We start from the raw sequence: 25,311 nt of genomic DNA on the forward strand, positions 1-25,311 counted from the left end.
CAGTCCGGCCCCGTCCTGCCGCGGGTTATCGGCCAGACAAACTACTTGCTGAAGTAAGGGATGATCAGGTACAGCCCAAACAGCACTGCAACGCCGCAGAGGCCAAAGCAGATGTAGGCCAAGGAGCGCTTGACGCCCGGCGAAGCCTGTTCGGCGTCACCGGCGATGGCGGTGAGGCGGACGCCCAGTGAGTAAAGGACCACCACGGTCACGGCGGCCACCAGGGTGGCGCCGCCCACTGTCAGGAGTTCCAACCATTTCATCGTTGAGTATCCTTCTGCTCATCCGCCGTGGCCCTGGCCTTGGCGCGGACCCGGGAGAGGCCCTTCTTCTTGGAGAAGCGGACGGCCTGCCCGGCTTCTTCGACCTCGACGGCGTTGTGATGGCCGACATGCGACTTGCGGGAATAGAAGAACATAAACAGCACGGCCGCTGTGCCGGCAACGGCGGCAATCACGACGCCCACCACGCCGGTCTTGACCAGCAAGGCGGTGAGGGCGCCCACAATGCCGGCAGCGGGAAGCGTGAACAGCCAGCCGAGGGCGATCTTGCCCACCATGCTCCATCGGACGCTGGTGCCTTTGCGGCCCATTCCGGAGCCGATCACCGAACCCGAAGCCACCTGGGTTGTGGACAGCGCGAAGCCCAGGTGGGAGGAGGCAAGGATGGCCGTCGCGGTGCTCGTTTCGGCCGCGAACCCCTGGGCCGGCTTGACCTCGGTCAGGCCGGAGCCCATGGTCCGGATGATCCGCCAGCCGCCCGCATACGTACCGATTGCAATAGCGAACGCGCAGGCTGCGATAACCCAGAACTCCGGGCCCGAGCCGGGATCCTGGGTACCCGCGGCGATCAGGACCAGGGTGATGATGCCCATTGTTTTCTGCGCGTCGTTGGTGCCGTGGGCCAGGGCCACAAGGCTGGAGGTAAAAATCTGGCCGGTCCGGAAGCCGCCGCGCTTCTGCGTCAGTTTGCTGCCGGTTTCCGGGTCGTGGCGGGATGTCAGTGCATAAGCGAGCCGTGTGCAGATATAGGCAACAAGTCCGGCGATGAGCGGGGCGAAGATGGCCGGCAGAATGACCTTCTGGAGCAGGCTCTCAAGGTTGATGGAGTTAAAACCGATGCCGGCGATGGCCGCACCGATCAGACCCCCGAACAGCGCATGGGACGAACTCGACGGGAGCCCCTTAAGCCAGGTGATCATGTTCCAAAGGATGGCGCCCATCAGCCCGGCGAAAATGATGTCCGGCGTGATCTGGACGCCGTCGGAGCCTTCCCGGATGATGCCGCCGGAAACTGTCTTGGCGACCTCCGTTGACAGGAAGGCACCCACCAGGTTCAGGATGGCGGCGAGCGTCACTGCAGTCTTCGGCTTGATGGCGCCCGTTGCGATGGGCGTGGCCATCGCGTTCGCGGTGTCATGGAAGCCGTTCGTGAAGTCGAAAAATAGTGCCAGTGCGATAACCAGCGCCACCATTAAGGTGATATCCACCTGTTGCCCAATCTGCAGAGTCGACGTTCAGCAGTTTCTTTGCCCCGGCTGCCTTGCACAGCATAATTCACCAGCTGTTCGCTTGAAATGACTTGTGGCGTTAACGGAACCGGCGTGAAACCCTATCGATCGTACGCGTCCCGGGCATCAGGTCAAAACGTTGGCGGCGTGAGGAAGGAGTGGACGGCAGCCAGTTCACCGGGCGAAATCCCGAGCCGTGGATCGGGTGAGACCAGGAGGATCCGCGCGCCGAGGAAACGGGCCCACGCCTGCGCTTCCTGTTCAAACCGGAGCTGGTCGTCAATCCACACGATCCGCTCCGGATTGCTCCGCTCCAGATCCGCCTGCAGCGCCGCCAGCTTCCACCACCCCGCCCCCGTGTTGCCGCCGTCAGCAGCCAGGTGGGGCCAACGGCTGCCGTTCAGGCCGATGGCGGGGCACAGGTATTGGGCAGCCATCTCCTCCCAGCTGGTGAGCCAGATAAACCGCACGTCCGGCTGCGCTGCCAGGCTGTTCAGCCCGTCCACCAGTTCCTGCGCATAGGCCACCGGCAGCAGGCCCGCCTCGGCGCGTCGCCATTCGGAGCCCCATTCGCTCCTGCCGGCCGGGCCAAACGGGCAGATGACGCCGTCAACATCCACATAGAGCGTGACGTTCCGCACAGCCGCTCCGCAGGCTCAGCGTTGGGGATAGTCCGAGGGCCGGCCGGGGCCCAGCATGGGGGCCACCTTTTCCTCCAGGGCGGCCACCGTCGCGTCGGGAAGGACGATGAGGCCGTCCAGTTCCCGGCGGGCACGCTTGTAGGCTGCCTGTCGCTCGGCCGGTGTGGCCGCGCCGTCCTCCGCTAGCCGCAGCAGCTTCCTGGCCTTGGCGAGCCGTTCCCGCTCCGGACCGGAAAAATTGGTGTCCCTGATCCGCCTGGCTTCCCGTTCAGCTATTGAGAAGGCCACTTCGTAGCCGTTGACGGCGGCGCGGTACGCGTCGAGCCGGGACGGCACCGTCAACTCCTTGGCGGTGGCAGGCCGGAGACCGTCAGCTTCACGCTTGGCCCGCAGGAACGCCACGGTCAGGGGTTCGCGGACATCAGTCATCAGGGGAAAGTCGATCAGCTTGCCGACATCCAGCTCATAGTCCAGCCACTGCTTGTTGACGGCGTCGTGCGTGGCCATCAGCAATGCCACTTCGGCTTCGGCCACTTGCTCCGCCTGCAGTGTCTGGTTCCGCAGTTTGTAGAGTTCCACGCGCCGCTGGTGCCTGCGCTCGGTGGAGTTTTGCCACGACCGGGCCCAGCCGCCCATCACACCACTGAGGGGAAAGACCAACCACCAGTAATGGGCCATAAAATCGAGGATGGGCTGCACACTTCTATCGTCCCACCGCGCGCCGCCGCTGCTCAAGGACTGCGGAGACGGCGTCGGCAAGCCGGGCTCACCGCCGCTGTTTCGCCCGGTTCCCCAGCAGTACGCTGGGTGCATATTCCAAGAGCCGAGCCATGCCAGAACTCGATGAACTGCTTACCTCCGGACGCGTTGCCTTCGTCCGGCGGGACTGGGTTACGGCAAACCGCAGCCTCACTGAGGCCCACCGGAGTTCGCAACTCGCCACGCCGGACCTGGACGCTCTCGCCAGCTCGGCGTGGTGGCTGGGCAACGTGCCCGAATCGCTGGCGGCATCCGAGGAGCTGTACCACCGCCTGGCGGCCGAAGACAACCCGTCCGGCGCGGCCATGACCGCGATCATACTGTCGCTGCGTTGGGGCACACGCGGGGACCTCGCTGTGGCGTTGGGCTAACTTTCTGTCCTGTTTCCCCGAAGGCTGGCCGGCGTCCGGAGGTGTACATCATCCGCCCCATCCCCTGCTTCCAAGATGCATCATCCGCCCGCCGCGGCCAAAGGCGGTACCGCCATAGCCTCGGTACATCGGACACCGTGTCCGGACCGGTGAGGAAAGGAAGGCCGATGACTACTCAGCAGACAGAGTCCGCCATTGAGGCAGCTGAGGTTGAGGCAGCTGCCCGGCGGTTGCTGGGCATCCTGAATGACGGCTCGACTGCCGTGCTGGCGAGCATCGGGCCACCAAACGGGACTTTTTGACACCCTCGCCGTGCTGCCTCCGGCGACCAGCGAGCAGATCGCCGATGCGGCGGGCCTCAACGAACGCTATGTGCGCGAGTGGTTCGGCGGCATGGTGACGGCACAGTTCGTCGACTACAAGCCGGCTGCCGTGGGCGGCTTTCCTCTACGCAATTTTCCACCACGCACTGCATGTCGGTTTCACTCGCACAGGACGGTGACGGACTGGGAACATTGTGGGGCGTGCAGCGGGCCGAAGCGATGGTCCGCGACGCCGGCTTCGGCGACGTGCAGGTCCTGGATCTGGAGGAGGATCCGTTTAACGCCTACTTTGTGGCCAGGAAGCAGGCCGCCGAAAGCCGGTAGCGCGGAACTAGGAGGCCGGAGCTGCCATTGGGTTGTTGACGTTGACCAGCCAGGCGGTCCCGAACCGGTCCGTGCACATGCCAAAGATATCGCCCCACGGCGCCGGTTCGAGTGGAACGGTTACGGTGCCGCCGTCGCCGGCCAGCTTGTCCCAGTAACCGCGCAGTTCGTCCTCATCGTCGCCGCTGATCGAGACTGAAATGGAACTGCCGGCCGCGAGGTCCATGCCGTTTGGGGTGTCCGCCCCCATCAGCACCAGGCCGTTGTTGGTGGTCAGCATGCCGTGCATGATCTTGTCGGCTTCGGCCGGATCTTCGCTGGCCTGGAACTCGCCGAATGTACTGAGCGCCAGGTCGCCGCCGAACACGGACTGGTAAAACGTCATCGCCTCGCGGGCGTTGTCGCGGAAGCCAAGGTAGGGGTTGAGCGTTGTTGGCATGGGCGGATCTCCTTGCGGTTCGGAACGGACTCGGAAAGGAACAGTCAACATACTGCCCCAATTCCACCCGGGTTCATAGGGTGCCGCCCCCCGGTTTTTCCTCGGGGTTCAGGGCACGAAACGGTACCCGACACCGGGCTCGGTGAGCAGGTGGCGGGGATTTCCGGGGTCCGCCTCCAGCTTCCGGCGCAGCTGGGCCATGTACACGCGAAGGTAGTTGGCTTCCTTCTGGTAGGACGGACCCCAGACGTCAAGGAGCAGCTGCTGCTGGGTTACCAGCCGGGACGGGTTCCGGACCAGGAGCTCCAGGATGTTCCATTCGGTGGGTGTCAACCGGACAGCATCGCCGTCCCTGGTGACGCGCCGCTGGACAAGGTCCACGGTGAACGACGACGCCGCCACGGTAGGCGCCGACTCCGGCTCGGGTACCCGGCGCATCAGCGCACGCAGCCGGGCAAGGAGTTCGTCCAGGCCGAACGGCTTGGTGATGTAGTCGTCCGCGCCCGCGTCCAGGGCTTCCACTTTGTCCGAAGAGCCGTGCCGCGCGGACAACACCAGCACCGGCAGGCTGCTCCACCGGCGAAGTTCCCGCAGGACCTCCGCTCCGTCAAGGTCCGGCAGCCCGAGGTCCAGGACCATCAGGTCCGGCGGCCGGTGCGATGCGGCACGCAGGGCCGTTCCGCCGTCGGGCGCCGTATCCACGGCATAGCCGTGGGCCCGGAGCGTGATGCGGAGGGCCTTCAGGAGGTGGGCGTCGTCGTCGACTACCAGGACGCTGGTGCGGTGGCCGGCCGGGGTGCCTGAAGATTCGGTCGGGCCCGGGCTCATGTTGCGTCCTGCCTCGGCCGGTCCGCCGCATGGCGCGCGCCTGCTTCACCGGTGGAAAGGGCCAGGGTGATCACCATGGTCAGCCCGCCGCCCGGAGTTTCCTCAGCGGTCAGGGTGCCTCCCATCGCCTTGACGAAACCGTCTGCGACGGCCAGGCCCAGCCCTACTCCGGTGCCCTGCGGCAGGTCGTGGAGCCGCTGGAATGGCTGGAACATTTCCAGCACTTTCCGGGCGGGCACGCCCGAACCGTGGTCAATGATCCGCAGCTCGCCGGTCGGATAGCCATCCAGGGTCGCTGAACCCATGCCGTCGGAGGCGCCGGTCACAGTGATTCCGGAGTCTGGCGCGTACTTAACGGCGTTTTCGACGATATTGGCGATGACGCGTTCCAGCAGCACCGGATCAGCTTCCACGGCGGGCATGTTGGCTGGCAGCTCTACGCGGACCGTGCCGTCCGGGAGACCACGCAGAGCCGGGGCAACAACGTCGCTCCACCGGACGGGCCCCAGCGACGGCCTGACGGAGTCGGCGGTAATCCTCGACATATCCAGCAGGTTTCCCACAAGCTGGTCCAGCCGGTCTGTACACTCGTCGATGGTTTCCAGCAGCTCCCGTTCCTCCTCAGGGGTATACGTAACGGAGCGCTGCAGCAGCCCGCCGGCGGCGAGCTTGATCCCGGCCAGGGGCGTCCGCAGGTCATGGGACACAGCCCGCAGGATGGCGGTGCGCATCGTGTTCCCTTCGGCGAGCCGCAGCACTTCGCGCCGGCTGACGGCCAGCTGGCGGCGCTCCAGCTGGGCCTTCACGTGGACCGCAAAGGCACCCAGCAGCCTGTTGTCCGCCGCCGGGACCTCCCGGCCGAACAGCACAAGCCAGGTGTCGGCGTCGACCGGCTCTGCCGTGCTGCCCGCCAGGCCGGTGGCGCCCGGTGCCCACCTGGTGGTGTCCCCGGCACCGGCCACCATCCGCCATGCTTGGCCGCCAGCATCCGACGCCGGAACAGCACCTTCCGAATTGCCCTCCCTGCTGGTGAACACACCGGCCCCGGCGGCACCAAAAACGTGCAGCGCCTCCGCAAGGAGCCCGTCGAGGGTGTCCTCGGAGCGGGAGGCCCCCAGCGCGAGCTCACCCAGCGTCGCCGCCTCCGCCTGGGCGCGGGCTGCTACCTTGGATCGGCGGGCGGACGTGTCCACGACACCGGCGACGGCCACGCAGACACCGACGAAAATGCCCAGGGACAGGAAGTCCTGAGGATCGCTGACGGCCAAGTTTCCCACCGGTGGCGTGGAGAAATAGTTCACCAGCACGCTGCTCCACAGCGCGCCGACCACGGCGGGCCACAATCCTCCCACCAGGGCCACGGCAACGGCGCCGGCCAGCTGGATCAGGACGGCGGTAGCCACGCTGTGGTCAAAGACTGCCAGCAGCAGCTGCAACAAAACCGGAACCGCACCGGCGAGCGCAAAGCCGGCGCCCACCCTGGCCCGGCCAAGGTCTGGCCGCCGGCGCGGTGTGGTCTGCTGAGTGTCGTGGCGGGGAACCACTTGGACAGCGATGTCACCTGCACCGCGGACCACCCTCGCTTCCACGGTGCCGCCGGAGAACAGCCCTGACAGCAGTCCTTTGATGGGCCGGCGGCGGGACTGGCCCACGACTATATGGGTGGCGCCGGACTCGCGGGCGTAGTCGAGCAGGGCCCGGGCGGGGTCGGCCGCGGAGACGGTGTGGTAGGTCCCGCCCAGCCCAACCACCAGCCGGCGCTGTGCCTCCAATGTTTGGGGAGATTCGCCCGGCGCCCCCTCCGCGGTGCGGACGTGGACCGCTGCCAGCCCACCGCCGTCGCTCCTTTCCAGGATCCGGGCGGCGCGGCGGATGAGCAGTTCTGCGTCGTCGCTGCCGTCGAGGCCAATGACTATCCGTTCCCGTGCCATGCGGCCATTCTCCCACTCCGATCCGGCGCTCCTCCGCGCTTCAGCCGGCGGCGCTGTGTTCTCTGCCATAGCGGCGTTAAGGATGCGTCAAGATTGGCCGGATTTCGGTACGGGTGCCTGTCGCCGGTACTAGATTCGGCTCTGCCTGCGGCGCCGTACTGCGGGCTGAAAGGCATTCATGACCACCCTGAGCAGGCCGCCCGCCGACCCGTCATCCCTCCGTCTTAAGCGGGAGGCAGCCGTCAGCAACTGGCTGCTGTCCGGATTGCAGGACACCAAGGGTGCCCATCTGGGCCCCGGCGGGGTGGCGCCGGACGGAGAGAAGAGGCACCACTGGTGGCAGGTGATGTGCCTGACCGGCGTTGACTACTTCTCCACGCTTGGCTACCAGCCGGCCATTGCGGCGCTTGCTGCCGGCGCCATCTCTCCCCTTGCCACTCTCGTCCTGGTGTCTGTGACACTGTTGGGCGCCCTCCCGGTCTACCGGCGGGTGGCCGGCGAGAGTCCCCGCGGCGAGGGTTCCATCGCCATGCTGGAGCGGCTGCTCCCCCGCTGGGGCGGGAAGCTCCTGGTGCTGGTACTGCTGGGCTTTGCGGCGACGGACTTCATGATCACCATGACGCTGTCCGCCGCCGACGCGACGGCCCACCTGGTCGAGAACCCGTTTGCTCCTGAGTTCCTGCACGGCCAGGAGGTGGCCGTGACGCTCGTCCTGCTTGCGTTGCTCGCCGCGGTCTTCCTGCGCGGGTTCAAGGAGGCCATCGGCGTCGCCGTTGTGCTGGTGGTCCTGTACCTGGGGCTCAACGTCGTGGTCATTGCCAGGTCGCTCGGGGAGGTGGCCGCCCATCCGGTTGCCGTCGGCGACTGGTGGGAAACCCTCAACACTTCGCACGGCAGTCCCCTGATGGCGGTGGCCATTGCGCTGCTGGTCTTCCCCAAGCTGGCGCTGGGACTGTCCGGCTTTGAGACCGGCGTGGCGGTGATGCCGCAGGTACGCGGCGGCGCAGGCGATACGTGCGACAACCCGGCCGAACGCATCCGGGGTACGCGGAGGCTGCTGACCACCGCAGCAGTGATCATGAGTTCCTTCCTGGTGGCGAGCAGTTTCACAACAGTGGTCCTGATTCCCGAGGACGGGTTCCTGCCGGGCGGGGAGGCGAACGGCAGAGCGCTTGCGTTCCTCGCGCACGAGTACCTCGGGGACGGATTCGGCACCGTGTATGACCTGAGCACCATCGCCATCCTGTGGTTCGCCGGGGCGTCTGCGATGGCCGGCCTGCTGAACCTGGTCCCCCGGTACCTCCCCCGGTACGGCATGGCCCCCGAATGGGCCAAGGCAGTGCGCCCCCTCGTACTGGTCTTCACCCTGACGGGGTTCCTGGTCACCTGGCTGTATGAGGCCGACGTCGACGCGCAAGGCGGTGCGTATGCCACCGGTGTGCTGGTGCTGATGACCTCGGCAGCTGTGGCGGTGACACTCTCGGCCCGCCGGCTGCAGCAGCGGAAACGGACCATCGGGTTCGGCGTTATCGCAGTGCTTTTCGTCTACACCACCGTCACCAATATCGTGGAGCGGCCCGAGGGGATCCGTATTGCCGGGTTCTTCATCCTGGGGATTGTCGGCATCTCGCTCCTGTCCAGGGTGCTGCGTTCCTTCGAGCTGCATGCGACGCACGTGCGGCTGGACACGCAGGCGCTGGAATTCATGGCGGAGAACCTGTCCGGGCCGATCGGTATCATCGCCCACGAACCCCTCCGGCAGTCCGCCGAGGCCTACCTGCAAAAGCTGGCCTCCGCCACCGAGGCCAGCCACTTCCCCGCCGACTACCGGCCGCTGTTCCTGGAAGTCACCGTGGATGACTCCTCCGACTTCGAGACGGAGCTGGAAGTCAGGGGTGTGGTGCGCCACGGGTTTGCGGTGCTGGAGGTGAACGGCCCGGTGGTGCCGAACACCATCGCGTCGGTGCTCCTGCACATCCGCGACGTGACGGGGCTGATGCCGCACGTCTACTTCCGCTGGACTGAAGGCAACCCGGCGGTGAACCTCCTCCGGTTCCTGGTGCTCGGCGAGGGCGAAATCGCTCCCGTGACCCGCGAGATCCTGCGGGAAGCCGAACCGGACGTCACGAAGCGGCCTTGGGTGCACGTTGGTTGAGGCTCCCCCCGGGTGAAGACGCGAGCCTGCGTCGTCATTTAGGCTGAGCCGATGAGGAAGCGGGTGGTGCTGGCATCGGCGTTGGGACTTGCCGGACTCGCCGCGCTTCTTGCGTGGCGGGGGCCTCGTCTGCCGCCCGGCACGGAGGAAACCATTGCCCGCATCCGTGCCGCCCCCGTAACGGGAGTCGTCAAGGGCAAATCGGGGTATGCCCAGTCCGGCGGGGTCCGGATCTGGTACGAGTCCATCCCTTCTGCCGGTGCGGAGAAGGGTGTCGTGTTGCTCAACTCCTCACTCGGCGTAGGCTCGTTGTTTTGGCCGCCCGCCTTCCTGCGCGCCCTGTCGGCGGCGGGATACCGCGTGGTCAGGTACGACCATCGGGGCACCGGCGCGTCGAGTTGGATGACAGGCTGGAGCCGAAAGCATCCGTACTCACTCATCGACATGGCGAACGATGCGATCGCCGTCCTGGACGAGCTTCATATCGACCGCAGTCACGTGCTCGGGCTTTCACTCGGAGGTTTCGTCGCCCAAGAGATCGCGATCGCGTACCCCGGGCGTGTCCAGTCCCTTACCCTCATGTCAACATCGGCCGACCCAACCGACGGCTCTATGCCGGGGCCTCAGACCTGGCCGCTGATCCTGTCCGTGATAGCGGGCCTTCCACTGCTGCGCTACCGCTTGCTCGGCGGGGAAGCGAATCTCGTGAAGGAGCTCCTCGCCGGGCTGGTCGCGCAAGGCGGAGACGAACCTGTCGACGTGGAAGAGTGGACCAGGATCGTTCTTTACGACCTGCGCGAGCGAAACGGACTCAACCTCCGCGCACTGCTGCAGCACCAGGTTGCCGTCGCCGTGACCCGCTCCCGATACCCGCTTCTGGGTTCGATCACGGCACCCACCCTTGTGATTCACGGGAACGCCGATGCGTACCTGCCGATCGAGCACGGCCACCGACTCGCCGCAGCCATCCCTTCCGCCTGCGGCCTTTGGCTGGAAGGCGCCGGTCATCCGTTCCCCTACCCTGACATGCACGAGGTAATGACGGCGATCACAGGCCACCTCGACGCCACCGATGTCTCCGCTCCGGACCGGCGGGGCGGTCGGGTTCAAGGCACCACAGCAACAAGTGATCCGTGAATACGGAACACGGCGACGGAATCGAGGATAGGTGCCGATCCACAACCGGATGGTGCCCACACCCAGGCCGACCGCTAAGGCACGGATCATCCACCTGCGGTGGGCAGCGATCCTACGGTTCCGGACTGCTCGGTAGGCAAGGCCGGCGCCGCAGCGGCCGGGCTGTTCCAGATCCCAGGCGGTCAGGAAGTAACTCCCCTGGCTTCGCCCGTGACAGAGAGCTACACAGGAACGGCGACGTTGGAACTCGGCGACCCTCCGGAAGGGGCCACCGACATCGAATTGAAGCTAACCGCCCTGACCCCTGGCTGGTTTAAGTTCCAGGACGGCGCCTCCTGCGGTTTCACCGCCACAGACATCGACACAGAGGCGGGATATGCCTCCTGCCGGTACACCGTTTCCCTCGAACCAAGGCAGGACAGCATCACGATCAACACCGAGCCGCATAGCCGGTGGCAGCTCACCGCCAAATATGTGAAACAGGAACGGACCGAGCCGGGCGTCAACGCCAAAGGTGAAACCTACGGCATGGAAAGCCCCGAACACGGAGTCCCGGATCTGATCGCCGTCATGGCAACGAACGGATCATCCGGCTACGCCTACGCAAAGGATCTCTACGGCGGGCCAATGCCCACCAGCCCGGAAGATGCAGTGACAAACTTTTCCAACCCAATCCCCCTTCGCGAAATCCCCGTATTCCTCAGCGACGGCGAAACACAAGTCGGAACCTTCAAGGCAGCAGGTTCTGGCGGCGGAATACCCTCCTACCCATCCAGATCGCCGATACCGTCACAAAATCCGACTGTAGATCCGGCAGGCTAATCTTCGTACTCTGCCGGGCTAAAGCTCCGGTGCGTGCTCCTCGGGCAGCGCGCCCTCGTCCTCCGGGTGCCGTTTTAGGTTCAGCAGCGCCAGCGCCAGACCACCCCATACGGTGAGTATGGCGATGATCATCATGGTGATCGCGATGGGTGTCATCGTGCAGTCTCCTCTGATTCTTCGTCCACCATGGATTGATATTCGGGATCGTGGTGCGCTTTGGACCTGCCGCTCCAGGGGATGAAGGTCAGGACGAGCGCCAGGACCACGAGCCCGCCCGCCATGCCCCAGCCGAACAGGCCAACAAACCACTCGGGATAGCCCTCATAGGTGGTGGAAATCTTGCTGATGAATTCGCTGGAAACCATGTAGATCAGCGCAAGCGGCACTACGCCAGCAACAAGCACCATCCACGCCCGGCGCATCTTGATCGTCGAAATGCGGTTGAGGTGGGCTGATAGCAGGGGAAGCTTACGCAGGAACCATGCCAGCACCACGACGGTGACCAGCGCCCCGAGCGTGATGCCAAAGCTGTTCACGAAAGCATCGGAGGTGTCCAGGAGGTAGAGGCCCGTTGCCGTCGGGAAGAGTGCCAGTGACACCGCCGCGACCAGTCCGCTCACCACTATTGAAGCCTTGATCCGCGCCCAGCCGAGTTTGTCCTGCACCGCCGCCACGATGACCTCCAGAACCGAGATCAGCGATGTAACCCCGGCGAACACCAGGGACCCGAAGAACAGCACCCCCATGACCGCCCCGAACGGCGCCTGGGACACAATGGTGGGGAACGCGACGAAAGCCAGGCCGATGCCTTGGGTCACCACATCGTTGACACCTGTTCCGGCCGCCTGCGCCATGAACCCAAGGGCGGCGAACACGCCGATGCCGGCCAGGATCTCGAATCCCGAATTGGAGAACGCAACCACCATTCCGGAACCGGTGAGATCGGTCCTGCGCTTCAGGTAGGAGGAGTAGGTGACCATGATGCCGTAACCCACGGAGAGGGAAAAGAAGATGTGCCCGTAGGCAGCGGCCCAGACGGACGGATCGGCCAGGGCGGCCCAATCGGGGGTGAAGAATGCGTTGAGTCCTTCCGCCGCGCCCGGGAGGAACAGGGATTGGACCACCAGCAGCAGGAACATGACCACCAGCAGCGGGAGCAGGACCGAGTTGGCGCGTGAAATGCCTTTGCGGATTCCGGCCACCATGATGATGATGACTGCGGTCCAGATCAACAGCAGCGGGAAGAAAACGGATGGCACAAAGTTGAAGCCGATGCCAGGCGCCTCGGCGACGTTGAGGAAAGTGCCGAAGAAGTAGCCCTCGGCGTCGTCCCCCCATGCCTCCGTGAACGAAAAGATGGTGTACATCAGGGACCAGGCGATGATCACGGCATAGTAGGCCGCGATGACGAAGCAGACCAGGACCTGCCACCACCCCAACGGCTCGGCCACCCGGTGGAGCCGGCGATAGGCAAGCGGCGCGGAGCCACGGAATTTGTGCCCCACGGCGTAGTCCAGGAACAGCAGCGGGATGCCCGCCGTCAGCAACGCCACGAGGTACGGGATCAGGAACGCGCCGCCGCCGTTGTCATAGGCGATATAGGGAAAACGCCAGATGTTCCCAAGCCCCACAGCTGAACCGATGGCGGAGAGAATAAAGAGCCGGCGCGTGGAAAATGTCTCGCGCTTCGCAGGTGCGGCGGAGCGGGAAGATGATGGGCCGCTCATCCCGTCACGCCCTGCACAAAGGTTGTCAGTTTGATGCTGCAGCGCTGGATAGCGCGCTTTTCTGGACGGTCCATGGGGGCTCGCTCTCGGAGGAAGGTGGAAGTCCGATTCACTGGCTATGCCGCGACTCTACTTTCACCCGTCGTTTCATGGAAGCCCTGGACTTTCCGCACGGCTTTTCGCGCAGGTGCTCCGTCCTGCCGCAGGAGCAGAAGTCCAAACACGAGTACGGACCATTTATCGCCGATCCGATCCAATACATCACGGATCCCGCAGTCCGGATGGTCCGCTTCGCCGCAGGGTTCCGAGGCTGGCGCGCCTGCGCCCGGAGCAACCCGCCGTACAACCAGCAGCAGCCAGCTCCGGGCTCTGGACTTCGACGTCCCCGAAACAATCTCCTTTGAGGGCGTGGAAACACTCGTGATGGTGTCCGCCGGAACTGAAGAAGACGACGTCGTCATCAGCCGTCACAACAACGCCATCACGGCGGCAGAACGCGATGGGGTCAGGCACATCGTGTACACGAGCCTCACCGACGCCGGCGACCATCTGGGATTCGCACTGGCACACCGCTGGACAGAATGCCGCCTTCGTCACGGAACGCCGCAGTGGACAATTTTGCGGAACGGTCTCTACGCGGAGCTGATCGGCCAACTCCTGGCTCCCCGGGAAAGGGTCATCTCTGCCCCGTTCGGGCAGGGCGGCGTTGCCGCAGCCGCAGCGAATTGCGTCAGGCGTTGGACTCTTCAGCGCTGCTGCCCTTCCAGCCATCGATGCTGCTGTTTATCCATTCCGCTGCAAGCCACGGATTCCTCGAGGAGACTGGCACTGACCTCACCAACATCCTCGGACGCGAGCCCCTAACCCCACTTCACGTAGCAGCGGCCGCCGCAACCGGCAGCACCAGCAGGTAGCCGGTCGGCAGATCGCTGCTCCAGCGTCGCGGCTCGCGGGCCACGAACTGGGTTGCCAGCTGCTCAGGGGTGAGCAGGCTGTTGGGCGCGGGCGACGGACCCCACTGCCCGCTGCCATGCGGGTGGAGCGGATCCTGGACGCGGATGCCGGTGACCGAGAACTCCGGGAACTGGTCGGGATCGCCGAGCGACTCGAACCCGCTCATCACCCACGCGTGGCGGCCGCGCCACATGACCAGCCCAACCGGCCGTCCCGTGTCGGCGATGGCACGCGCCGCGGTCTGCAGCGCGTCGTCGTACTGGGGGATGCTGACGACGGTGTACGGCCCCATCCCGATCTCGGTCAGCACCTGCGCCCAACCGAGCGGGTTGGCACCGTTGAACGAGTTGGACGACCGTGCCCGCGCCATTTCCCACAGCTCGCCCTGCTGAGCGGGGTCGGCCCACGAGCCGCCCCCCGTGTCATCGATGAGGTTGTGTGCGATCTGGATGCTGGCCCCAACACACCAGTCAAAAGTGTACTGCGGCACGAAGTCCCCCAACTGGTAGAGGTTGAGGGCGAACGCCTGGGGCACCGGGGGTGGCGCGGGAACCGGTGTCGGCGTGTTGGCCGGGGTCCGTTGGGGGGCGGGGGCGGCGTCCCCAACAGCCGGCAGGGGCGAAGAGGCTGCGGACGGTCGATCGGTGGCGGCCTCATCGAGGTCCACAACGGGAGTGCAGGCAGTGATAAGGCTCGCCAAGACGACGAGCCACGCCAGAAGACGGGCAGGGGCACCGGTCATGATCCAGTTTAGCGCGACGCGGCGGGAACGCCTCGTGCAGGGATTGGCCCCTCCAGATGCTGTTTCAAGCCCCTCCGGCCCGCCGCACCATCTCGTTGATCCAAATGGGCGCGAACGGAGAAGTGCAGTTCGGCGGAGTCGGGTAGTCCTTGAGGACCTCCAGGCGCTCACCAATATCGATTGCGCGGATACGGTGCTCCGCATGCTGGATCCCGATCTGAGCCAGACAGGCGTTCATCGCCCACTGCAGGCGATCCGGGGCCTCTCTCATCTCAGCCTCGATAACGCTGAGCAGCCCCGCGAGGTCGAGTCCCTCGGGCTTCCTCTTCACGCGTTCGGTGGTCAGCGCCCAGCCGGCACTGGCGACCACTGGATCCGGATCGGCGGACCAGGACCGGCGCAGATCTTCGGAGTGCGCATTCTTCTTCACTACGTAGTTCACGAGCCAGTCGTGCACCTTGGGCGTGCGCGCCTCCCGCAACATGAGATCCAACTCGTCACGCTCGTAGGCCTTCGGCCGACAGACCAGGAGCGCAAGCAACCTCGCGGCTGTGTCCTCTGTGTCCCAGAGCTGCCGTGCGAGTTCCTGCTGCGTCTTCAGCCGGTTCGCCACGGCGCGCAGCTTACTGAGGTTCACACCGTGATCGTCGCCGTGTTTCGCGTTCACCTCACGGGCCCTCGGGTCTTCAAGTGTGGCCAGCTCGGCCATTACCTCGGCCACCGACCCTGCTGCCGTCGTCTCAGACACCCTTTGCCTCCCTATCCGTCACATCCGGGAGGATTAGCCTACGACGGAAGTGAGGCTCTTGCCGTCGTCGCCCGTTGGTGAATGTGGCCGGGCGGCCCTCCGCTATTCCCTGCTTTCCTCCCTGAGCGGTTTGAGGTGCCCCGGGACTGCTTCATTGGATAGGGCCGGATAGGTGCATTCGAACTCACCCCGATATCCGAAAAGGAACCCGAGGACGGGGTGCCGCACCTGCATCTGGATTGTGAATACCCCACGGGCGTCGTCAAAGCTCTCATACAGATCCGCCGTCCCCGTGCAGAAGGCGGGAAAGGTGAAGGCCACGAAGCCTTCGTAGAACCGCTGGGCTCCTGACTGCAGGTGAAGGGACCCATCCGCAGTGACCTCCAGAATCAGGTCAGTGGCGAGATGCTGGTGGGTACCGAGGTAGTCAACGATCCCGCCCCGGCGTGCGCTGTGCACCATCGTGGCATCGAACCGGCGCTTCCTTGACCGCGGAAGTTCCAGGGTCCTGACGAAGGTAACGGTAGGGCGGCCGAACGCGTCAACGTAAGGGTAGTTCTCGATGATGAAAGGGATGCCGTTGCCCTGGTCAGGGAACAAGATGTTGCGGTAGGCCCCAAGCCGCAAAAAGGGGACTGTCCACCACGCCCCGCGGCGGACTTCCGAAAAAACTCCGCGTCCCACACATGCGTAGCCCGCTTCGCTGGCCACGCCGAAGCGCTTCTGCAGCATGGGGTGCAGCCTTTGGAAATCGCTCCCCAACGCCAATTCAAAAATGGAAGCCATGGCTACTCCTGCCTTCTTCGGTCTTGACGGCCAACGCCATGTGCAACAGGCGACGGCAGCCCGGCGAGGGCCGATGGTGCACGTGCCGCGCGCGAGTCAGGGACGCTCCGCAGACACCGCCCGGCTCTGGGCACAGACCAGTGTGCGGGAAAAATGCACGAAGCCACGGTCGCCGTCATGCCCCAGGCCAGCGCGCCCGCATCCCGCCCAGTAGCAGCCCGGCGAAGCAGGAGGCCGGCCGCCAGAATGCCGCCCGCCCGTGCGGCGGCGTCGATGAGCCAATGGTCGCGGGAGTCCTTGGGGTCTAGATCCGACTCCGCCCACAGCCGCAGGCGGTCGAAACTGATGGCTGTTGCCCAGCCCACGGCTGGCCGAATCATCCAGGAGTCCAGAAGTCTTCCGACCGCCCGCATCCCCGGCTGGTAGTTGTACCCGGTGATGAACCGAAGTCCGTCTTCTGTGGGAATGTACCGCCAATAGCCTGAACCTGGGCCGATGGGCGAAAGCGGGTCGGCAGTGTCGAACTTCAGCACCGATGTGGCCTGGCCATCGGATCGATGCCTGTGGCCCCAGTGACGTACCGGCCCCCTGGATGCTGTGAAACGGAAGCCGGAACTCGTATCGAAACCGGACAAGTCCCTGCTCATCGCTGCCGGCAGGGACTATTTTGGAGAACCGCAGATCCCAGCGGGGGTGCAGGACCGGATCCTGGCTCAGGGTCCACACCCTCTCCATGGCGGCCCTGATGCCGATCTCGACGTAGATTGGCTTCTGCGACGCCAGCAGTTTTCCACCCAACGTTTCCCCCATTCGAGCATCATAAAGTGCTGACTGGCCGCGGGCGGAAGTGACCCGCCCTAGTTGACCCGCTATATAACTAGTGCCACTATCTATGGCGGTCGCCGTCGTACTCGCAGTGGCCTACCTCGGCCTGATGGTCCTGCTGCTGGTGCTCCGCGTCGATGTCCGCGCCCTCGTGGGACCTTTCTCCCTGTTGCCGGCGCCGGCACTTGCGCTGGCACTTGCGCTGGCCGGCGTCGTCGCTGGATTCCTCACCGACTACCTGTACCCGACACCCCGTCCCCGCACCCGCTGACGAGCGCCGGCTCTGGAAGTTTCGGCGGTAGGCTCGGGAACATGGCCAGATATTTTGATGTTCATCCCCAGGATCCCCAGCCCCGCGCCGTCACGCAGGCGGTCCGCATGGTGCTCGACGGCGGCCTGATCGCCTACCCCACGGACTCCTGCTACGCGTTGGGTGCCCAACTCGGCAACAAGGAGGCGCTGGACCGCATCCGGACCATCCGCAAGCTGGACGACAAGCACCATTTCACCCTTGTCTGCAAGGACTTCGCCCAACTGGGCCAGTTCGTGAACATCGGCAACGACGTGTTCCGCAGCATCAAGTCCGTGACCCCCGGCAGCTACACCTTCATCCTGCCCGCCACCAAGGAAGTCCCACGCCGGCTGCTGCACCCGAAAAAGAAGACGGTGGGCGTGCGCATCCCGGACAACCGCGTGGTGCAGGCACTGCTGGCCGAACTCGGCGAGCCTCTCCTATCCAGCACACTGCTGCTCCCCGACGAAGAGGACCCACTGACCCAGGGCTGGGAAATCAAGGAGCGGCTCGACCATGAAGTGGACGCCGTCATTGACTCCGGCGACTGCGGGTCCGAGCCAACCACGGTGGTGGACTTCTCCAGCGGCGTGGCTGAGGTGGTGCGCCGCGGCACCGGGGACCCGTCCCGCTTCGAATAGCCTTCCTAGTCCTGCTTGCGCGCCCGGCTGGGCTGCACGCGGGGAGGCTCGCCGGGCATTTTGGGATAGTCGGGCGGAAATGGCATTTCGCCCAGTCCGGACTTCAGGTCGCGGTCCCACCAGTCCAGCAGCGTGTCGAGGGTGCCGGGGTTCGCGTTCATGTCCGCCCAGGGATCGCCCACGGTTTTGAGCCGGTCCGGGACGGTGAGGATGGTGAAGTCCTTTGGGCTGATGCTTTCCAGCTCGTCCCAGGTGATGGGACAGGACACCGACGCGTGGGGCAGGGGGCGGGGACTGTAGGCGCCGGCGATGGTCCGGTCCCGGTTTGCCTGGTTGAAGTCCAGGAACACCTTTTCGCCGCGCTCCTCCTTCCACCATGCCGTAGTGACCTTGTCCGGCATCCGCCGCTCGAGCTCACGGGTGGCCGAGATCACGGCATGACGGACGTCGAGGAACTCGCGCGTGGGCTGGATGGGCGCGTAGACGTGAAGCCCGCGGTTGCCCGACGTCTTGATAAAGGACTCCAGCCCGGCCTCAGCCAGCACGTCCCTCAACGCCATGGCGGCCGGTATCGCGTCGTCGAAATCCGTGCCCGGCTGGGGATCCAGATCGATCCGGAGCTGGTCCGGATTGTCCGTGTTCCCGGCCCGTGAAGGCCAGGGGTGGAACACCACTGTGTTCATCTGCGCGGCCCAGACAGCCGCAGCCGGCTCGTCGAGGACCAGCATGAGATGCGAGCGTGCACTCGGAAAAACCACCTTCACCGTGCGGATGAACTCCGGGGTTCCCTTCGGCGGGTTCTTCGAGAAGAACTGCTCGCCCTCAACGTTTTCCGAAAACCTCTGCAACGCCACCGGCCGGTCACCGTTGGCGGCAACGAAGGCCTCCCCCACGTCAACCAGGTAGCGCGCGAGATCCAGTTTGGTCAGTCCCAGCTCGGGCCAGAGGACCCTGCTGGGACTGGAAATCCGCATCTCGCGGTCGCCTTTGGGTCCAGGAACGGTAAGGGTGGTCTGTTCGCTCGCCATGGGGACAAGCTACACCCCGGCCCTCCCGCCGCAAACCACATTCGTTCGGCATGATGGATCCATGACCGTTACAGAGTCCGTCCTGACCATCGCCGTGGGCGACGTCGGAGTTTCTGCTGCGTACGCGCGCCCCGAGCAGCCCTTCGCCACCCTGGTGGTGGCCCATGGCGCGGGCGCCGGCATGGAGCATCCCTTCCTCCGAGGCTTCACCCATGCCCTCAACGGTGAAGGCGCGGCGACGCTGCGCTTCAATTTCCCGTACCGGGAGGCAGGGCGGAAGTTCCCGGACCGTCCACCGACGGCGATCGCGGCCTGGCAGGCGGCCATGGACGAGGCAGCGCGGCAAGGCGCGGAAAACGGGGACGGCGGGCCGGTCTGGGCGGCCGGTAAGTCCTTCGGCGGGCGGATGGCGTCGATGGCCGTTGCGGAGGGAATGGCCGCCGCAGGGCTCATCTATCTCGGATATCCGCTGCACCCGCCGGGCAAGCCGGAGAAAATCCGCGACGAACACCTTTACGGACTGTCACTGCCAATGCTGTTCCTGCAGGGTTCCCGGGACACGTTCGCCACCCCTGAACTGCTGGAAGGCGTCGTGAACAGGATCGGACAGTCCGCCGTACTGGAGTGGATCGACGGCGGGGACCACTCCTTTGCCATCGCCGGGAAGAAGCGCAGTGCCGAGGACATCGGGGCGTCCCTGGCCGGAACGGTTGCGGACTTCATGCGGACCCGCGGCTGAGCGGTCAGCTACACCGCGTCGTCGTGCCACCAGCCTTCCCAGGCGGTGGAGGTCAACTGCCCGTTGGGGAATTCGGCTTTTCCGTTTCCGCCACCCTGCCCACGGCTGTCGTCACTCCGGCGGGCGTCCAGCAAGAGGTTCAGGCTACTTAAGAGCAACATCATTGCGTCCTTTCAGGTCGTGGTGTGGACCACGCTGTCCACGTACGGACGAGCCTAACGGCCGCATGTTTCAGCAGGTCGACGCAAGGTTTCCGTTGTGTATCGTTCCTCTCACCCAGCTGGCCTGACGATTTGAAACCGGCCCATGATGACGTTACATCCGGGATTTCGTCCGTGCGGTTGCCTGCGCCGTCCACGGATCTTCCGGCCACGGATGCTTAGGGTAGCGGCCCCTCATCTCCGCCCTCACCTGCGCGTAGGGCCCGGACCAGAAGGACGCCAGGTCGTCTGTCACGGCCAGCGGGCGCCGGGCCGGTGACAGCAGGTGGAACAGTACCGGCACCCGTCCCCCCACCAGCCGCGGCGTCTCTGCCCAGCCGAAGCATTCCTGCAGCTTGACCGCGACCACCGGCCGGCCGCCGTCGTCAGGCATCTCAGCGTCCGCGTTTGCACCAGTCCCGGCTGCATGCTCCGGAACGTCCGGGTAGTCGATGCGCACGCGCGAACCGCTGGGCACTTCCAGCGATTCCGGCGCGAGTTCCGCCAGCTTTCCGGCCTCGGGCCAGGGCAACAGCCGCCGCAGCGGGTCGGTGAGGTCGATGGCGCTGGTGGCGGCTCCCCCGGCAAGCGCCTCGAGTTCCGGTCCCAGCCAGTCATCCAGATGCGAAAGCAGTGCAGGTTCGGAGACATCGGGCCAGGGTTCGCCCAGTTCGCGGCGGAGCAGGGCCAGCCGGCGCCGCAAGGCGTCCGCCGCCGTCGACCATCCGATGATCCCCAGTCCTTCCTTCGCCAGGGCGCGGGCCACTGCTGCGCGCCCTTCGGCGGCAGACGGGCGGACCGGAGTGGAGGACAGCACGATCGCTCCCAGCCGGCGTTCCCGCCGCGCCGTGACGCGGCGCTGGCTGAACTGCGCCTCCACTGTGTCACTGAGAAGGTGGCGCGCGGACGCTTCGGCGGTGTCTGCACCCAACGGCGCAGCGGAACGGATCACAGCGCCCGTGCCGGCCGCGTCCCGGCCCTCCGCCCGCGACACCTCTGCCACAGCGAGCCATTCATGCCCGGCCAGGGAACTTCCTGCCGGCAGCCCGGCCCGGGTTCCGGAGGACAGCAGGTAACGTTCCGGCCCTTCGCCCGGAACGCGCCGGGCCACCCTGTCGGGGAATGCGAGGGCAACGACGACGCCCACCGCTTCAGTTGTGCCGGCCATGCCGTGAAGGACGGAAGGCACGACGGCGCCGCCCTCCTGCCGCGCGATCGTCTCCATCCGCCTGACGTCCTCAGCCCAGCGCCGGGAGGCAGGCTCCTTGCCGGCTCGGAGGGCAGCGAGAAGCCGCGTCAGGTCGGCACCCGGCGCACGTTGGTCCCCCGCCACCAACGCAACCGCCTCGGCCGCTGTCCGCCGGCCCACAGCGGCGGCACCGTCCAGCAGTGCGCGGGCCAGCCTGGGATCGGCGGGGACCCGGGCCAGCGTCCTGCCGAGCGGGGTGGCATGTCCGTCCTGCGCCACGGCGCCGAGTTCGCGCAGCACCTCAACTGCCTCCTGCATCGCTGCCGTTGGAGGTGCATCGGGAAGGGCCAGTCCCCCGCCGCCGGGCGATCCCCAGCAGGCCAGGACCAGTGCCGCGGCGGTGAGATCGGCTACGGCGATCTCCGGGGTGACGTGGGCGGGGGCCGCGCCGAAGGCCCGCTGGTCGTAGCAGCGCACCACCCGGCCGGGCCCCTGGCGCGCGGCGCGGCCTGCGCGCTGGTCCGCCGACGCCCGGGAGCAGGAGACGGTCACCAGGCCGGACATGCCCCGGTTCGCGTCCCGCCGCGGTTCCCGCGTCAGGCCGGAGTCGACCACGAGGCGGACGCCCGGGACGGTGAGGGAGGATTCGGCGAGGTCCGTGGAGACGATGATCCGCGGCAGCGTGTCTTTGCTCCGGCCGGACACAGCACGGTCCTGCTCCGCGGGATTCACCTGGCCGTGCAGCTCCAGGACTTCGGTTCCTGTCCCGATCCGGGCGCGCAGGCGGCTTGCCACGTGGGACACTTCCCGGGCGCCGGGGACAAACACCAGGGCGTCCGTGTCTGCGCCGGCCCTGGCGTGTGCAGCCGCGGCCGTGTCCGCGACGTGGTCCAGGAACCCGCGCGTCACGCCCCGGCCATCCAGCCGTGGCACCGCCGCGGGCACCCACTCAACGTCCAGGGGGTACAGCGCCGACGGGCAGTCAACGACGGGAGCCGGCCCGCCGGCGTCGTGATCTTCTGTTTCGTCTTTCGAGGCGGCCCCGATCAGCGCCGCGAAGCGCGGTGCGTCCAGGGTGGCGGACATCGCCACCAGGGTGAGGTCTCCGCGGAGCTGGCGCACTTCGGTGAGCATGCCCAGCAGAAGGTCCGTCTCCAGGCCGCGTTCGTGGACCTCGTCCAGGATTACGGCACCTGCCGTTTCCAGCCCAGGGTCATCGAGCAGCCGGCGGAGCAGGATCCCCGGGGTGACGAACTCGATCACGGTCCCGGGCCCTGCCTGGCGCTCGCCGCGGACCGTGTAGCCCACCCGCTCGCCGAGGCGGCTGCCGTCCAGTGCTGCCAGGCGGCGGGCCGCTGCACGGGCTGCAACGCGCCGCGGCTGCGTGACCACCACGCGCCGCTGTCCCTGCCCGCGGGGCGTGCCGGCCACCAGATTCGCGAGCAGCGGCGGCACCAGAGTGGTTTTGCCCGTGCCCGGGGGCGCCTGCACCACCGCCGTCCCGGACTGCCCTCCCCGCCGCAACGCCGCGGTGAGGTCGCCGAGGGACTCGGCAAAGGCCAGTCCGGCACCGATGGCTGGCAGGTCAAACGTCGCGGCAAGGCTCGGAGAAGTCACTTATCCATTCTCCCCGCACGGCGGGTGCCGGACTGCCCGTCCCGTCGGGGGCCGCCGTAGGAGAGACTGGAGGCAGTCACTCATGAAAGCGGGACCAGCATGATCAATCTCCAGCAGGACGCCGAAGGCTTCATCAGGATGAAGCGCCACTTTCCCGCCAGCGCCGAGGTGACCGTCACGTTCGCCGACGGCAGCGAGGAAGTGTTCAGCGGCCTCCGGCTGAACCGGATCTATGACGACGCCCTGGCCCTCTACCGCGCACAGAACCAGCTTGATGCCAAGGGATTCTCCCGGGGTCCGAAGAAGAAGGTCCAGACCGGAATCGAGTTCGTGGCCATCGCCCCCGGCATGGGTAAGGCGGAGGACCGGCGGCAGAACCACTAGCCCCCGCCCAACGGAGTTTTTGTCCAGATGTGGCGACTTCGAAGGGTATTAACTCGCCATAAGTGGACAAAAACTCCCTACCTCGGGGGCGGGTCAGGGCTTGTTGTCCCTGGCCACGTTCTCCACCTCGGGAGGGCCGCCTGGGCCGGCGTTGGTCCTCCTGTTGATCAGCCACGTGATGAACCAGAGCACCACGCCGATGGCCATCAGGCCGCCGGCGATCTGGTACTGGATGATGTTCCGGCCAACCCAGGGGCCGGCCAGGAAGGCACACAGGAGTGCGGCCAGCAGCGGCAGCTGCCCCGGGGACGTGAAGAACACCTTGCGGTTTGGGTCCCTCTTGCGGCGAAGGACCAGGCAGGCCACGTTGACCACCGTGAAGACGCACAGCAGCAGGAATGCAGTGGTACCGGAGAGGTTTGCCACGATGTTGCTCTCCGGATCGGAGGTGACGTACCAGATGAGGCCCAAAGCCAGGACGGTGGAGAACACTATGCCGGCCCAAGGTGTCCGGCGGACCGGAAGCACCTTTCCGAGCGGCCGCGGCAGGATGCGCTGGCGGGCCATGCCGTAGATCAGGCGGCTCGCCATCAGCATGTTGATCAGCGCGGTGTTGGCGACCGCGAAGACGGCAAGGAACGGGAAAATTGTATCGATCGGGAAGTCGGGTGAGCCCTTGTGCACCACCTCAAGAAGCGCGGCACCTTCGGCCTCCCGGATGCCTTCAAGTTCAACGGGTGTCAGCACGCTGACCACGGACACGGCCACCAGCATGTAGAGGATCACAGCCACGCCCAGGCCCGTCAGCATGGTCCGGGGGAAGATCTTCTCCGGGTGATGGGTCTCCTCCACCATGTTCACGGAGTCCTCGAACCCCACCATCGCGAAGAAGGCGATGGACGTTGCTGCAGTGACTGCCAGGAACAGCCCCTTGTCCTGGTAGTCGTTGAAGACAAAGATTTCCCCGGGGTTCCCGGTGCCTTGCATCATCACGTAGAAACCGACGCCGATCACAATGCACAAAGCCGTCATCTCGACAATTGTCAGCACCACGTTGAACTTCACGCTCTCCCCCACGCCGCGCAGGTTGATCACCGCCAGCAGCACCATGAAGGCCATCGCCACCAGGGTTATCACCTCCCGGCCGGGCACTTCCATCCAGCCGTTGATCTCCAGGCCGCCGAAGAAGTTCTGCGCGAGGACGTTCGCGGAGGTGGAGGCGCTGGTGATGCCGGAACAGACCACGGCGAATGCCACCAGGAACGTGACGAAGTGGATCCCAAAGGCCTTGTGCGTGTACAGCGCCGCGCCGGCCGCCTGGGGGTATTGGGTGACCAGCTCCAGGTAGGAGAACGCCGTCAGCGTCGCGACGACGAAGGCGAGCAGGAACGGCAGCCACACGATGCCGCCCACAGTGCCGGCCATGGTGCCCGTCACGGCATAGACGCCCGCGCCCAGGATGTCACCGACAATGAAGAGCAGGAGGAGTTTGGGCCCGAGGACCCTTTTGAGTTCCGGTCCGTCGCCCGCGGGCGTCACGTCGAATACTTCCTCAGACGTCTGACTCATGGCTGACCTCCACAGCGGGTAGACGGCTCCCGGTGGAAACCGATAAAGGATTCCCGGCCTCAAAGTGACCTACTTCACTGTGAACCTCCCGGGCAGCTTTGGCAACAGCGGCCGCCCCGAACGGGGTAGCCTGACCAGGTGGAGGGCACATGAGAGTTCGCAGCGCTGGCATTCTGCTGTACCGCCGGGACCCGGCGTCGGCCTTTCAGTTTTGGATCGCGCACATGGGCGGACCATTCTGGGCGCGCAAGGATGCCCGGGCCTGGTCCGTGCCCAAGGGGGAATACAGCGAGGACGAGGACCCGTGGGCAGCAGCGCAGCGGGAGTTCGCTGAGGAGATGGGCGTGCCGCCGCCTCCCGCCGAGTACCGGCAGCTGGGGTCGTTCAGGCAGCCGTCAGGCAAGATCATTACGGTCTTCGCGGCCGAGTCTGATTTCGCCCCGGACCGGATCATGAGCAACACCTTCCCGCTGGAGTGGCCGAAGGGGTCCGGCGTGATCACCGACTTCCCCGAGATCGACCGCGCTGAGTGGGTAACCGAAGCTGAAGCCCGCACCCGGCTGGTGCGGGGCCAGTTGCCGATCCTCGATGCCCTGACCGAGCAGCTCAGCCGAGGTGCCAGTTAACGAC

The 25,311-nt window shown here is 65.8% G+C and carries 28 protein-coding genes and 1 pseudogene; 13 read left to right on the top strand and 16 right to left on the bottom strand.

Features of this window, described 5'->3' with window-relative positions; genetic code table 11:
* Positions 1–41: 41 nt before the first annotated feature.
* The 4 genes from AU175_RS00175 to AU175_RS00190 all read right to left on the bottom strand — a co-directional run bounded on the left by AU175_RS00175 (position 42) and on the right by AU175_RS00190 (position 2,850).
* Positions 42–263, bottom strand: a complete 222-nt coding sequence (locus AU175_RS00175) for a hypothetical protein (RefSeq protein WP_066284963.1) — start codon at positions 261–263, stop codon at positions 42–44.
* Positions 260–1,489, bottom strand: a complete 1,230-nt coding sequence (locus tag AU175_RS00180) for an inorganic phosphate transporter (RefSeq protein ID WP_066284964.1) — start codon at positions 1,487–1,489, stop codon at positions 260–262. The genes AU175_RS00175 and AU175_RS00180 overlap by 4 nt, the downstream gene beginning before the upstream one ends.
* Positions 1,490–1,641: 152 nt before the next feature.
* Entirely contained in the window at positions 1,642–2,151 is a 510-nt protein-coding gene (locus AU175_RS00185) for an HAD domain-containing protein (RefSeq protein ID WP_066284967.1), read from the bottom strand.
* 15 nt (positions 2,152–2,166) lie between these two features.
* Positions 2,167–2,850, bottom strand: coding sequence for a DUF2786 domain-containing protein (locus AU175_RS00190; protein ID WP_066284969.1), 684 nt, complete (start codon positions 2,848–2,850; stop codon positions 2,167–2,169).
* A 131-nt stretch (positions 2,851–2,981) separates the two neighbouring features.
* Here AU175_RS00190 and AU175_RS00195 point away from each other — a divergent pair, with 131 nt between their 5' ends.
* The 4 genes and pseudogenes from AU175_RS00195 to AU175_RS22095 all read left to right on the top strand — a co-directional run bounded on the left by AU175_RS00195 (position 2,982) and on the right by AU175_RS22095 (position 3,928).
* Positions 2,982–3,281, top strand: a complete 300-nt coding sequence (locus AU175_RS00195; protein WP_066284970.1) for a hypothetical protein — start codon at positions 2,982–2,984, stop codon at positions 3,279–3,281.
* A gap of 167 nt (positions 3,282–3,448) precedes the next feature.
* Complete coding sequence (locus AU175_RS22510) at positions 3,449–3,583, top strand: hypothetical protein (RefSeq protein ID WP_269449466.1); 135 nt, start codon at positions 3,449–3,451, stop codon at positions 3,581–3,583.
* Positions 3,528–3,653: pseudogene (locus AU175_RS22590) on the top strand (hypothetical protein); the annotation flags it as partial. The gene AU175_RS22510 and the pseudogene AU175_RS22590, both read left to right, overlap by 56 nt.
* Before the next feature lie 101 nt (positions 3,654–3,754).
* Positions 3,755–3,928, top strand: coding sequence for a hypothetical protein (locus AU175_RS22095; protein ID WP_231938397.1), 174 nt, complete (start codon positions 3,755–3,757; stop codon positions 3,926–3,928).
* Between the two features lie 7 nt (positions 3,929–3,935).
* Here AU175_RS22095 and AU175_RS00200 read toward each other — a convergent pair whose 3' ends face one another.
* The 3 genes from AU175_RS00200 to AU175_RS00210 all read right to left on the bottom strand — a co-directional run bounded on the left by AU175_RS00200 (position 3,936) and on the right by AU175_RS00210 (position 7,126).
* On the bottom strand, positions 3,936–4,367 hold the full coding sequence (locus AU175_RS00200; protein ID WP_066284971.1) for a VOC family protein: 432 nt from the start codon (positions 4,365–4,367) through the stop codon (positions 3,936–3,938).
* 108 nt (positions 4,368–4,475) lie between these two features.
* Entirely contained in the window at positions 4,476–5,195 is a 720-nt protein-coding gene (locus AU175_RS00205) for a response regulator (RefSeq protein WP_066284973.1), read from the bottom strand.
* The gene (locus AU175_RS00210; protein ID WP_231938398.1) at positions 5,192–7,126 is read right to left on the bottom strand and encodes an ATP-binding protein; all 1,935 of its coding nucleotides are present in this window, start codon (positions 7,124–7,126) and stop codon (positions 5,192–5,194) included. The genes AU175_RS00205 and AU175_RS00210 overlap by 4 nt, the downstream gene beginning before the upstream one ends.
* 178 nt (positions 7,127–7,304) lie before the next feature.
* Here AU175_RS00210 and AU175_RS00215 point away from each other — a divergent pair, with 178 nt between their 5' ends.
* The 3 genes from AU175_RS00215 (at position 7,305) to AU175_RS21530 (ending at position 11,240) form a co-directional block, all read left to right on the top strand.
* Complete coding sequence (locus tag AU175_RS00215) at positions 7,305–9,281, top strand: amino acid transporter (RefSeq protein WP_066284976.1); 1,977 nt, start codon at positions 7,305–7,307, stop codon at positions 9,279–9,281.
* Positions 9,282–9,332: 51 nt separating this feature from the next.
* Positions 9,333–10,418 carry an alpha/beta fold hydrolase gene (locus tag AU175_RS00220; protein ID WP_082978921.1) on the top strand — a complete coding sequence of 362 codons (1,086 nt, stop codon included), beginning with the start codon at positions 9,333–9,335 and terminating at the stop codon, positions 10,416–10,418.
* Between the two features lie 210 nt (positions 10,419–10,628).
* Positions 10,629–11,240, top strand: a complete 612-nt coding sequence (locus AU175_RS21530) for a hypothetical protein (RefSeq protein WP_156642082.1) — start codon at positions 10,629–10,631, stop codon at positions 11,238–11,240.
* Between the two features lie 18 nt (positions 11,241–11,258).
* Here AU175_RS21530 and AU175_RS21005 read toward each other — a convergent pair whose 3' ends face one another.
* Together AU175_RS21005 and AU175_RS00230 are read right to left on the bottom strand one after the other, a co-directional pair.
* Positions 11,259–11,396, bottom strand: a complete 138-nt coding sequence (locus AU175_RS21005) for a methionine/alanine import family NSS transporter small subunit (protein ID WP_082978922.1) — start codon at positions 11,394–11,396, stop codon at positions 11,259–11,261.
* Positions 11,393–12,967 (bottom strand): sodium-dependent transporter, encoded by a 1,575-nt coding sequence (locus AU175_RS00230; protein WP_066284981.1) that lies wholly within the window; start codon positions 12,965–12,967, stop codon positions 11,393–11,395. Before AU175_RS00230 ends, AU175_RS21005 begins: the two co-directional genes overlap by 4 nt.
* Before the next feature lie 408 nt (positions 12,968–13,375).
* On the opposite strand from AU175_RS00230, the gene AU175_RS21535 reads away from it, so the two are divergent.
* The gene (locus AU175_RS21535) at positions 13,376–13,831 is read left to right on the top strand and encodes a hypothetical protein (protein WP_156642084.1); all 456 of its coding nucleotides are present in this window, start codon (positions 13,376–13,378) and stop codon (positions 13,829–13,831) included.
* 7 nt (positions 13,832–13,838) lie between these two features.
* Here the strand turns inward: AU175_RS21535 and AU175_RS00235 are convergent, their stop codons facing one another.
* The 3 genes from AU175_RS00235 to AU175_RS00245 all read right to left on the bottom strand — a co-directional run bounded on the left by AU175_RS00235 (position 13,839) and on the right by AU175_RS00245 (position 16,197).
* Positions 13,839–14,663, bottom strand: a complete 825-nt coding sequence (locus AU175_RS00235) for a hypothetical protein (protein ID WP_066284982.1) — start codon at positions 14,661–14,663, stop codon at positions 13,839–13,841.
* Positions 14,664–14,727: 64 nt separating this feature from the next.
* Positions 14,728–15,372 (bottom strand): DNA alkylation repair protein, encoded by a 645-nt coding sequence (locus AU175_RS00240; protein ID WP_066290232.1) that lies wholly within the window; start codon positions 15,370–15,372, stop codon positions 14,728–14,730.
* A 141-nt stretch (positions 15,373–15,513) separates the two neighbouring features.
* A complete protein-coding gene (locus AU175_RS00245) occupies positions 15,514–16,197 on the bottom strand; it encodes a DUF4166 domain-containing protein (RefSeq protein WP_066284984.1) in 684 nt (227 codons plus the stop codon).
* An 892-nt stretch (positions 16,198–17,089) separates the two neighbouring features.
* Here AU175_RS00245 and AU175_RS00255 point away from each other — a divergent pair.
* Together AU175_RS00255 and AU175_RS00260 are read left to right on the top strand one after the other, a co-directional pair.
* Positions 17,090–17,293, top strand: a complete 204-nt coding sequence (locus AU175_RS00255) for a hypothetical protein (protein WP_066284986.1) — start codon at positions 17,090–17,092, stop codon at positions 17,291–17,293.
* A 41-nt stretch (positions 17,294–17,334) separates the two neighbouring features.
* Positions 17,335–17,955 carry an L-threonylcarbamoyladenylate synthase gene (locus AU175_RS00260; RefSeq protein ID WP_066284988.1) on the top strand — a complete coding sequence of 207 codons (621 nt, stop codon included), beginning with the start codon at positions 17,335–17,337 and terminating at the stop codon, positions 17,953–17,955.
* 5 nt (positions 17,956–17,960) lie between these two features.
* On the opposite strand, the gene ligD is transcribed toward AU175_RS00260, so the two are convergent.
* On the bottom strand, positions 17,961–18,983 hold the full coding sequence (ligD, locus tag AU175_RS00265; protein ID WP_066284990.1) for a non-homologous end-joining DNA ligase: 1,023 nt from the start codon (positions 18,981–18,983) through the stop codon (positions 17,961–17,963).
* Positions 18,984–19,044: 61 nt separating this feature from the next.
* On the opposite strand from ligD, the gene AU175_RS00270 reads away from it, so the two are divergent.
* A complete protein-coding gene (locus AU175_RS00270; RefSeq protein WP_066290233.1) occupies positions 19,045–19,722 on the top strand; it encodes an alpha/beta hydrolase family protein in 678 nt (225 codons plus the stop codon).
* A gap of 8 nt (positions 19,723–19,730) precedes the next feature.
* On the opposite strand, the gene AU175_RS21905 is transcribed toward AU175_RS00270, so the two are convergent.
* Entirely contained in the window at positions 19,731–19,883 is a 153-nt protein-coding gene (locus tag AU175_RS21905) for a hypothetical protein (RefSeq protein ID WP_197496987.1), read from the bottom strand.
* 154 nt (positions 19,884–20,037) lie between these two features.
* A complete protein-coding gene (hrpB, locus tag AU175_RS00275; protein WP_066284993.1) occupies positions 20,038–22,728 on the bottom strand; it encodes an ATP-dependent helicase HrpB in 2,691 nt (896 codons plus the stop codon).
* Positions 22,729–22,827: 99 nt separating this feature from the next.
* Here hrpB and AU175_RS00280 point away from each other — a divergent pair, with 99 nt between their 5' ends.
* Positions 22,828–23,112 (top strand): hypothetical protein, encoded by a 285-nt coding sequence (locus AU175_RS00280; protein ID WP_066284996.1) that lies wholly within the window; start codon positions 22,828–22,830, stop codon positions 23,110–23,112.
* Between the two features lie 93 nt (positions 23,113–23,205).
* Here AU175_RS00280 and AU175_RS00285 read toward each other — a convergent pair whose 3' ends face one another.
* Positions 23,206–24,681: an APC family permease gene (locus tag AU175_RS00285; RefSeq protein WP_066284998.1), complete on the bottom strand. Its 1,476-nt coding sequence runs from the start codon at positions 24,679–24,681 to the stop codon at positions 23,206–23,208.
* 149 nt (positions 24,682–24,830) lie between these two features.
* Here AU175_RS00285 and AU175_RS00290 point away from each other — a divergent pair, with 149 nt between their 5' ends.
* The gene (locus tag AU175_RS00290) at positions 24,831–25,307 is read left to right on the top strand and encodes an NUDIX domain-containing protein (protein WP_066284999.1); all 477 of its coding nucleotides are present in this window, start codon (positions 24,831–24,833) and stop codon (positions 25,305–25,307) included.
* Positions 25,308–25,311 lie beyond the last annotated feature (4 nt).

The organism is Arthrobacter sp. B6 (assembly GCF_001663775.1).
In the GTDB taxonomy this organism is placed as follows: Bacteria; Actinomycetota; Actinomycetes; order Actinomycetales; family Micrococcaceae; genus Arthrobacter.

Excerpts from the sequence above, each read along its gene's own strand:
- AU175_RS00175 (WP_066284963.1), bottom strand. The coding sequence starts at position 263 with ATGAAATGGTTGGAACTCCTGACAGTGGGCGGCGCCACCCTGGTGGCC.
- AU175_RS00195 (WP_066284970.1), top strand. The coding sequence starts at position 2,982 with ATGCCAGAACTCGATGAACTGCTTACCTCCGGACGCGTTGCCTTCGTC.
- AU175_RS22510 (WP_269449466.1), top strand. The coding sequence starts at position 3,449 with ATGACTACTCAGCAGACAGAGTCCGCCATTGAGGCAGCTGAGGTTGAG.
- AU175_RS22095 (WP_231938397.1), top strand. The coding sequence starts at position 3,755 with ATGTCGGTTTCACTCGCACAGGACGGTGACGGACTGGGAACATTGTGG.
- AU175_RS00200 (WP_066284971.1), bottom strand. The coding sequence starts at position 4,367 with ATGCCAACAACGCTCAACCCCTACCTTGGCTTCCGCGACAACGCCCGC.
- AU175_RS00205 (WP_066284973.1), bottom strand. The coding sequence starts at position 5,195 with ATGAGCCCGGGCCCGACCGAATCTTCAGGCACCCCGGCCGGCCACCGC.
- AU175_RS00210 (WP_231938398.1), bottom strand. The coding sequence starts at position 7,126 with ATGGCACGGGAACGGATAGTCATTGGCCTCGACGGCAGCGACGACGCA.
- AU175_RS00215 (WP_066284976.1), top strand. The coding sequence starts at position 7,305 with ATGACCACCCTGAGCAGGCCGCCCGCCGACCCGTCATCCCTCCGTCTT.
- AU175_RS00220 (WP_082978921.1), top strand. The coding sequence starts at position 9,333 with ATGAGGAAGCGGGTGGTGCTGGCATCGGCGTTGGGACTTGCCGGACTC.
- AU175_RS21005 (WP_082978922.1), bottom strand. The coding sequence starts at position 11,396 with ATGACACCCATCGCGATCACCATGATGATCATCGCCATACTCACCGTA.
- AU175_RS00230 (WP_066284981.1), bottom strand. The coding sequence starts at position 12,967 with ATGAGCGGCCCATCATCTTCCCGCTCCGCCGCACCTGCGAAGCGCGAG.
- AU175_RS00235 (WP_066284982.1), bottom strand. The coding sequence starts at position 14,663 with ATGACCGGTGCCCCTGCCCGTCTTCTGGCGTGGCTCGTCGTCTTGGCG.
- AU175_RS00240 (WP_066290232.1), bottom strand. The coding sequence starts at position 15,372 with ATGGCCGAGCTGGCCACACTTGAAGACCCGAGGGCCCGTGAGGTGAAC.
- AU175_RS00245 (WP_066284984.1), bottom strand. The coding sequence starts at position 16,197 with ATGGCTTCCATTTTTGAATTGGCGTTGGGGAGCGATTTCCAAAGGCTG.
- AU175_RS00255 (WP_066284986.1), top strand. The coding sequence starts at position 17,090 with ATGGCGGTCGCCGTCGTACTCGCAGTGGCCTACCTCGGCCTGATGGTC.
- AU175_RS00260 (WP_066284988.1), top strand. The coding sequence starts at position 17,335 with ATGGCCAGATATTTTGATGTTCATCCCCAGGATCCCCAGCCCCGCGCC.
- ligD (WP_066284990.1), bottom strand. The coding sequence starts at position 18,983 with ATGGCGAGCGAACAGACCACCCTTACCGTTCCTGGACCCAAAGGCGAC.
- AU175_RS00270 (WP_066290233.1), top strand. The coding sequence starts at position 19,045 with ATGACCGTTACAGAGTCCGTCCTGACCATCGCCGTGGGCGACGTCGGA.
- AU175_RS21905 (WP_197496987.1), bottom strand. The coding sequence starts at position 19,883 with ATGTTGCTCTTAAGTAGCCTGAACCTCTTGCTGGACGCCCGCCGGAGT.
- AU175_RS00280 (WP_066284996.1), top strand. The coding sequence starts at position 22,828 with ATGATCAATCTCCAGCAGGACGCCGAAGGCTTCATCAGGATGAAGCGC.
- AU175_RS00285 (WP_066284998.1), bottom strand. The coding sequence starts at position 24,681 with ATGAGTCAGACGTCTGAGGAAGTATTCGACGTGACGCCCGCGGGCGAC.
- AU175_RS00290 (WP_066284999.1), top strand. The coding sequence starts at position 24,831 with ATGAGAGTTCGCAGCGCTGGCATTCTGCTGTACCGCCGGGACCCGGCG.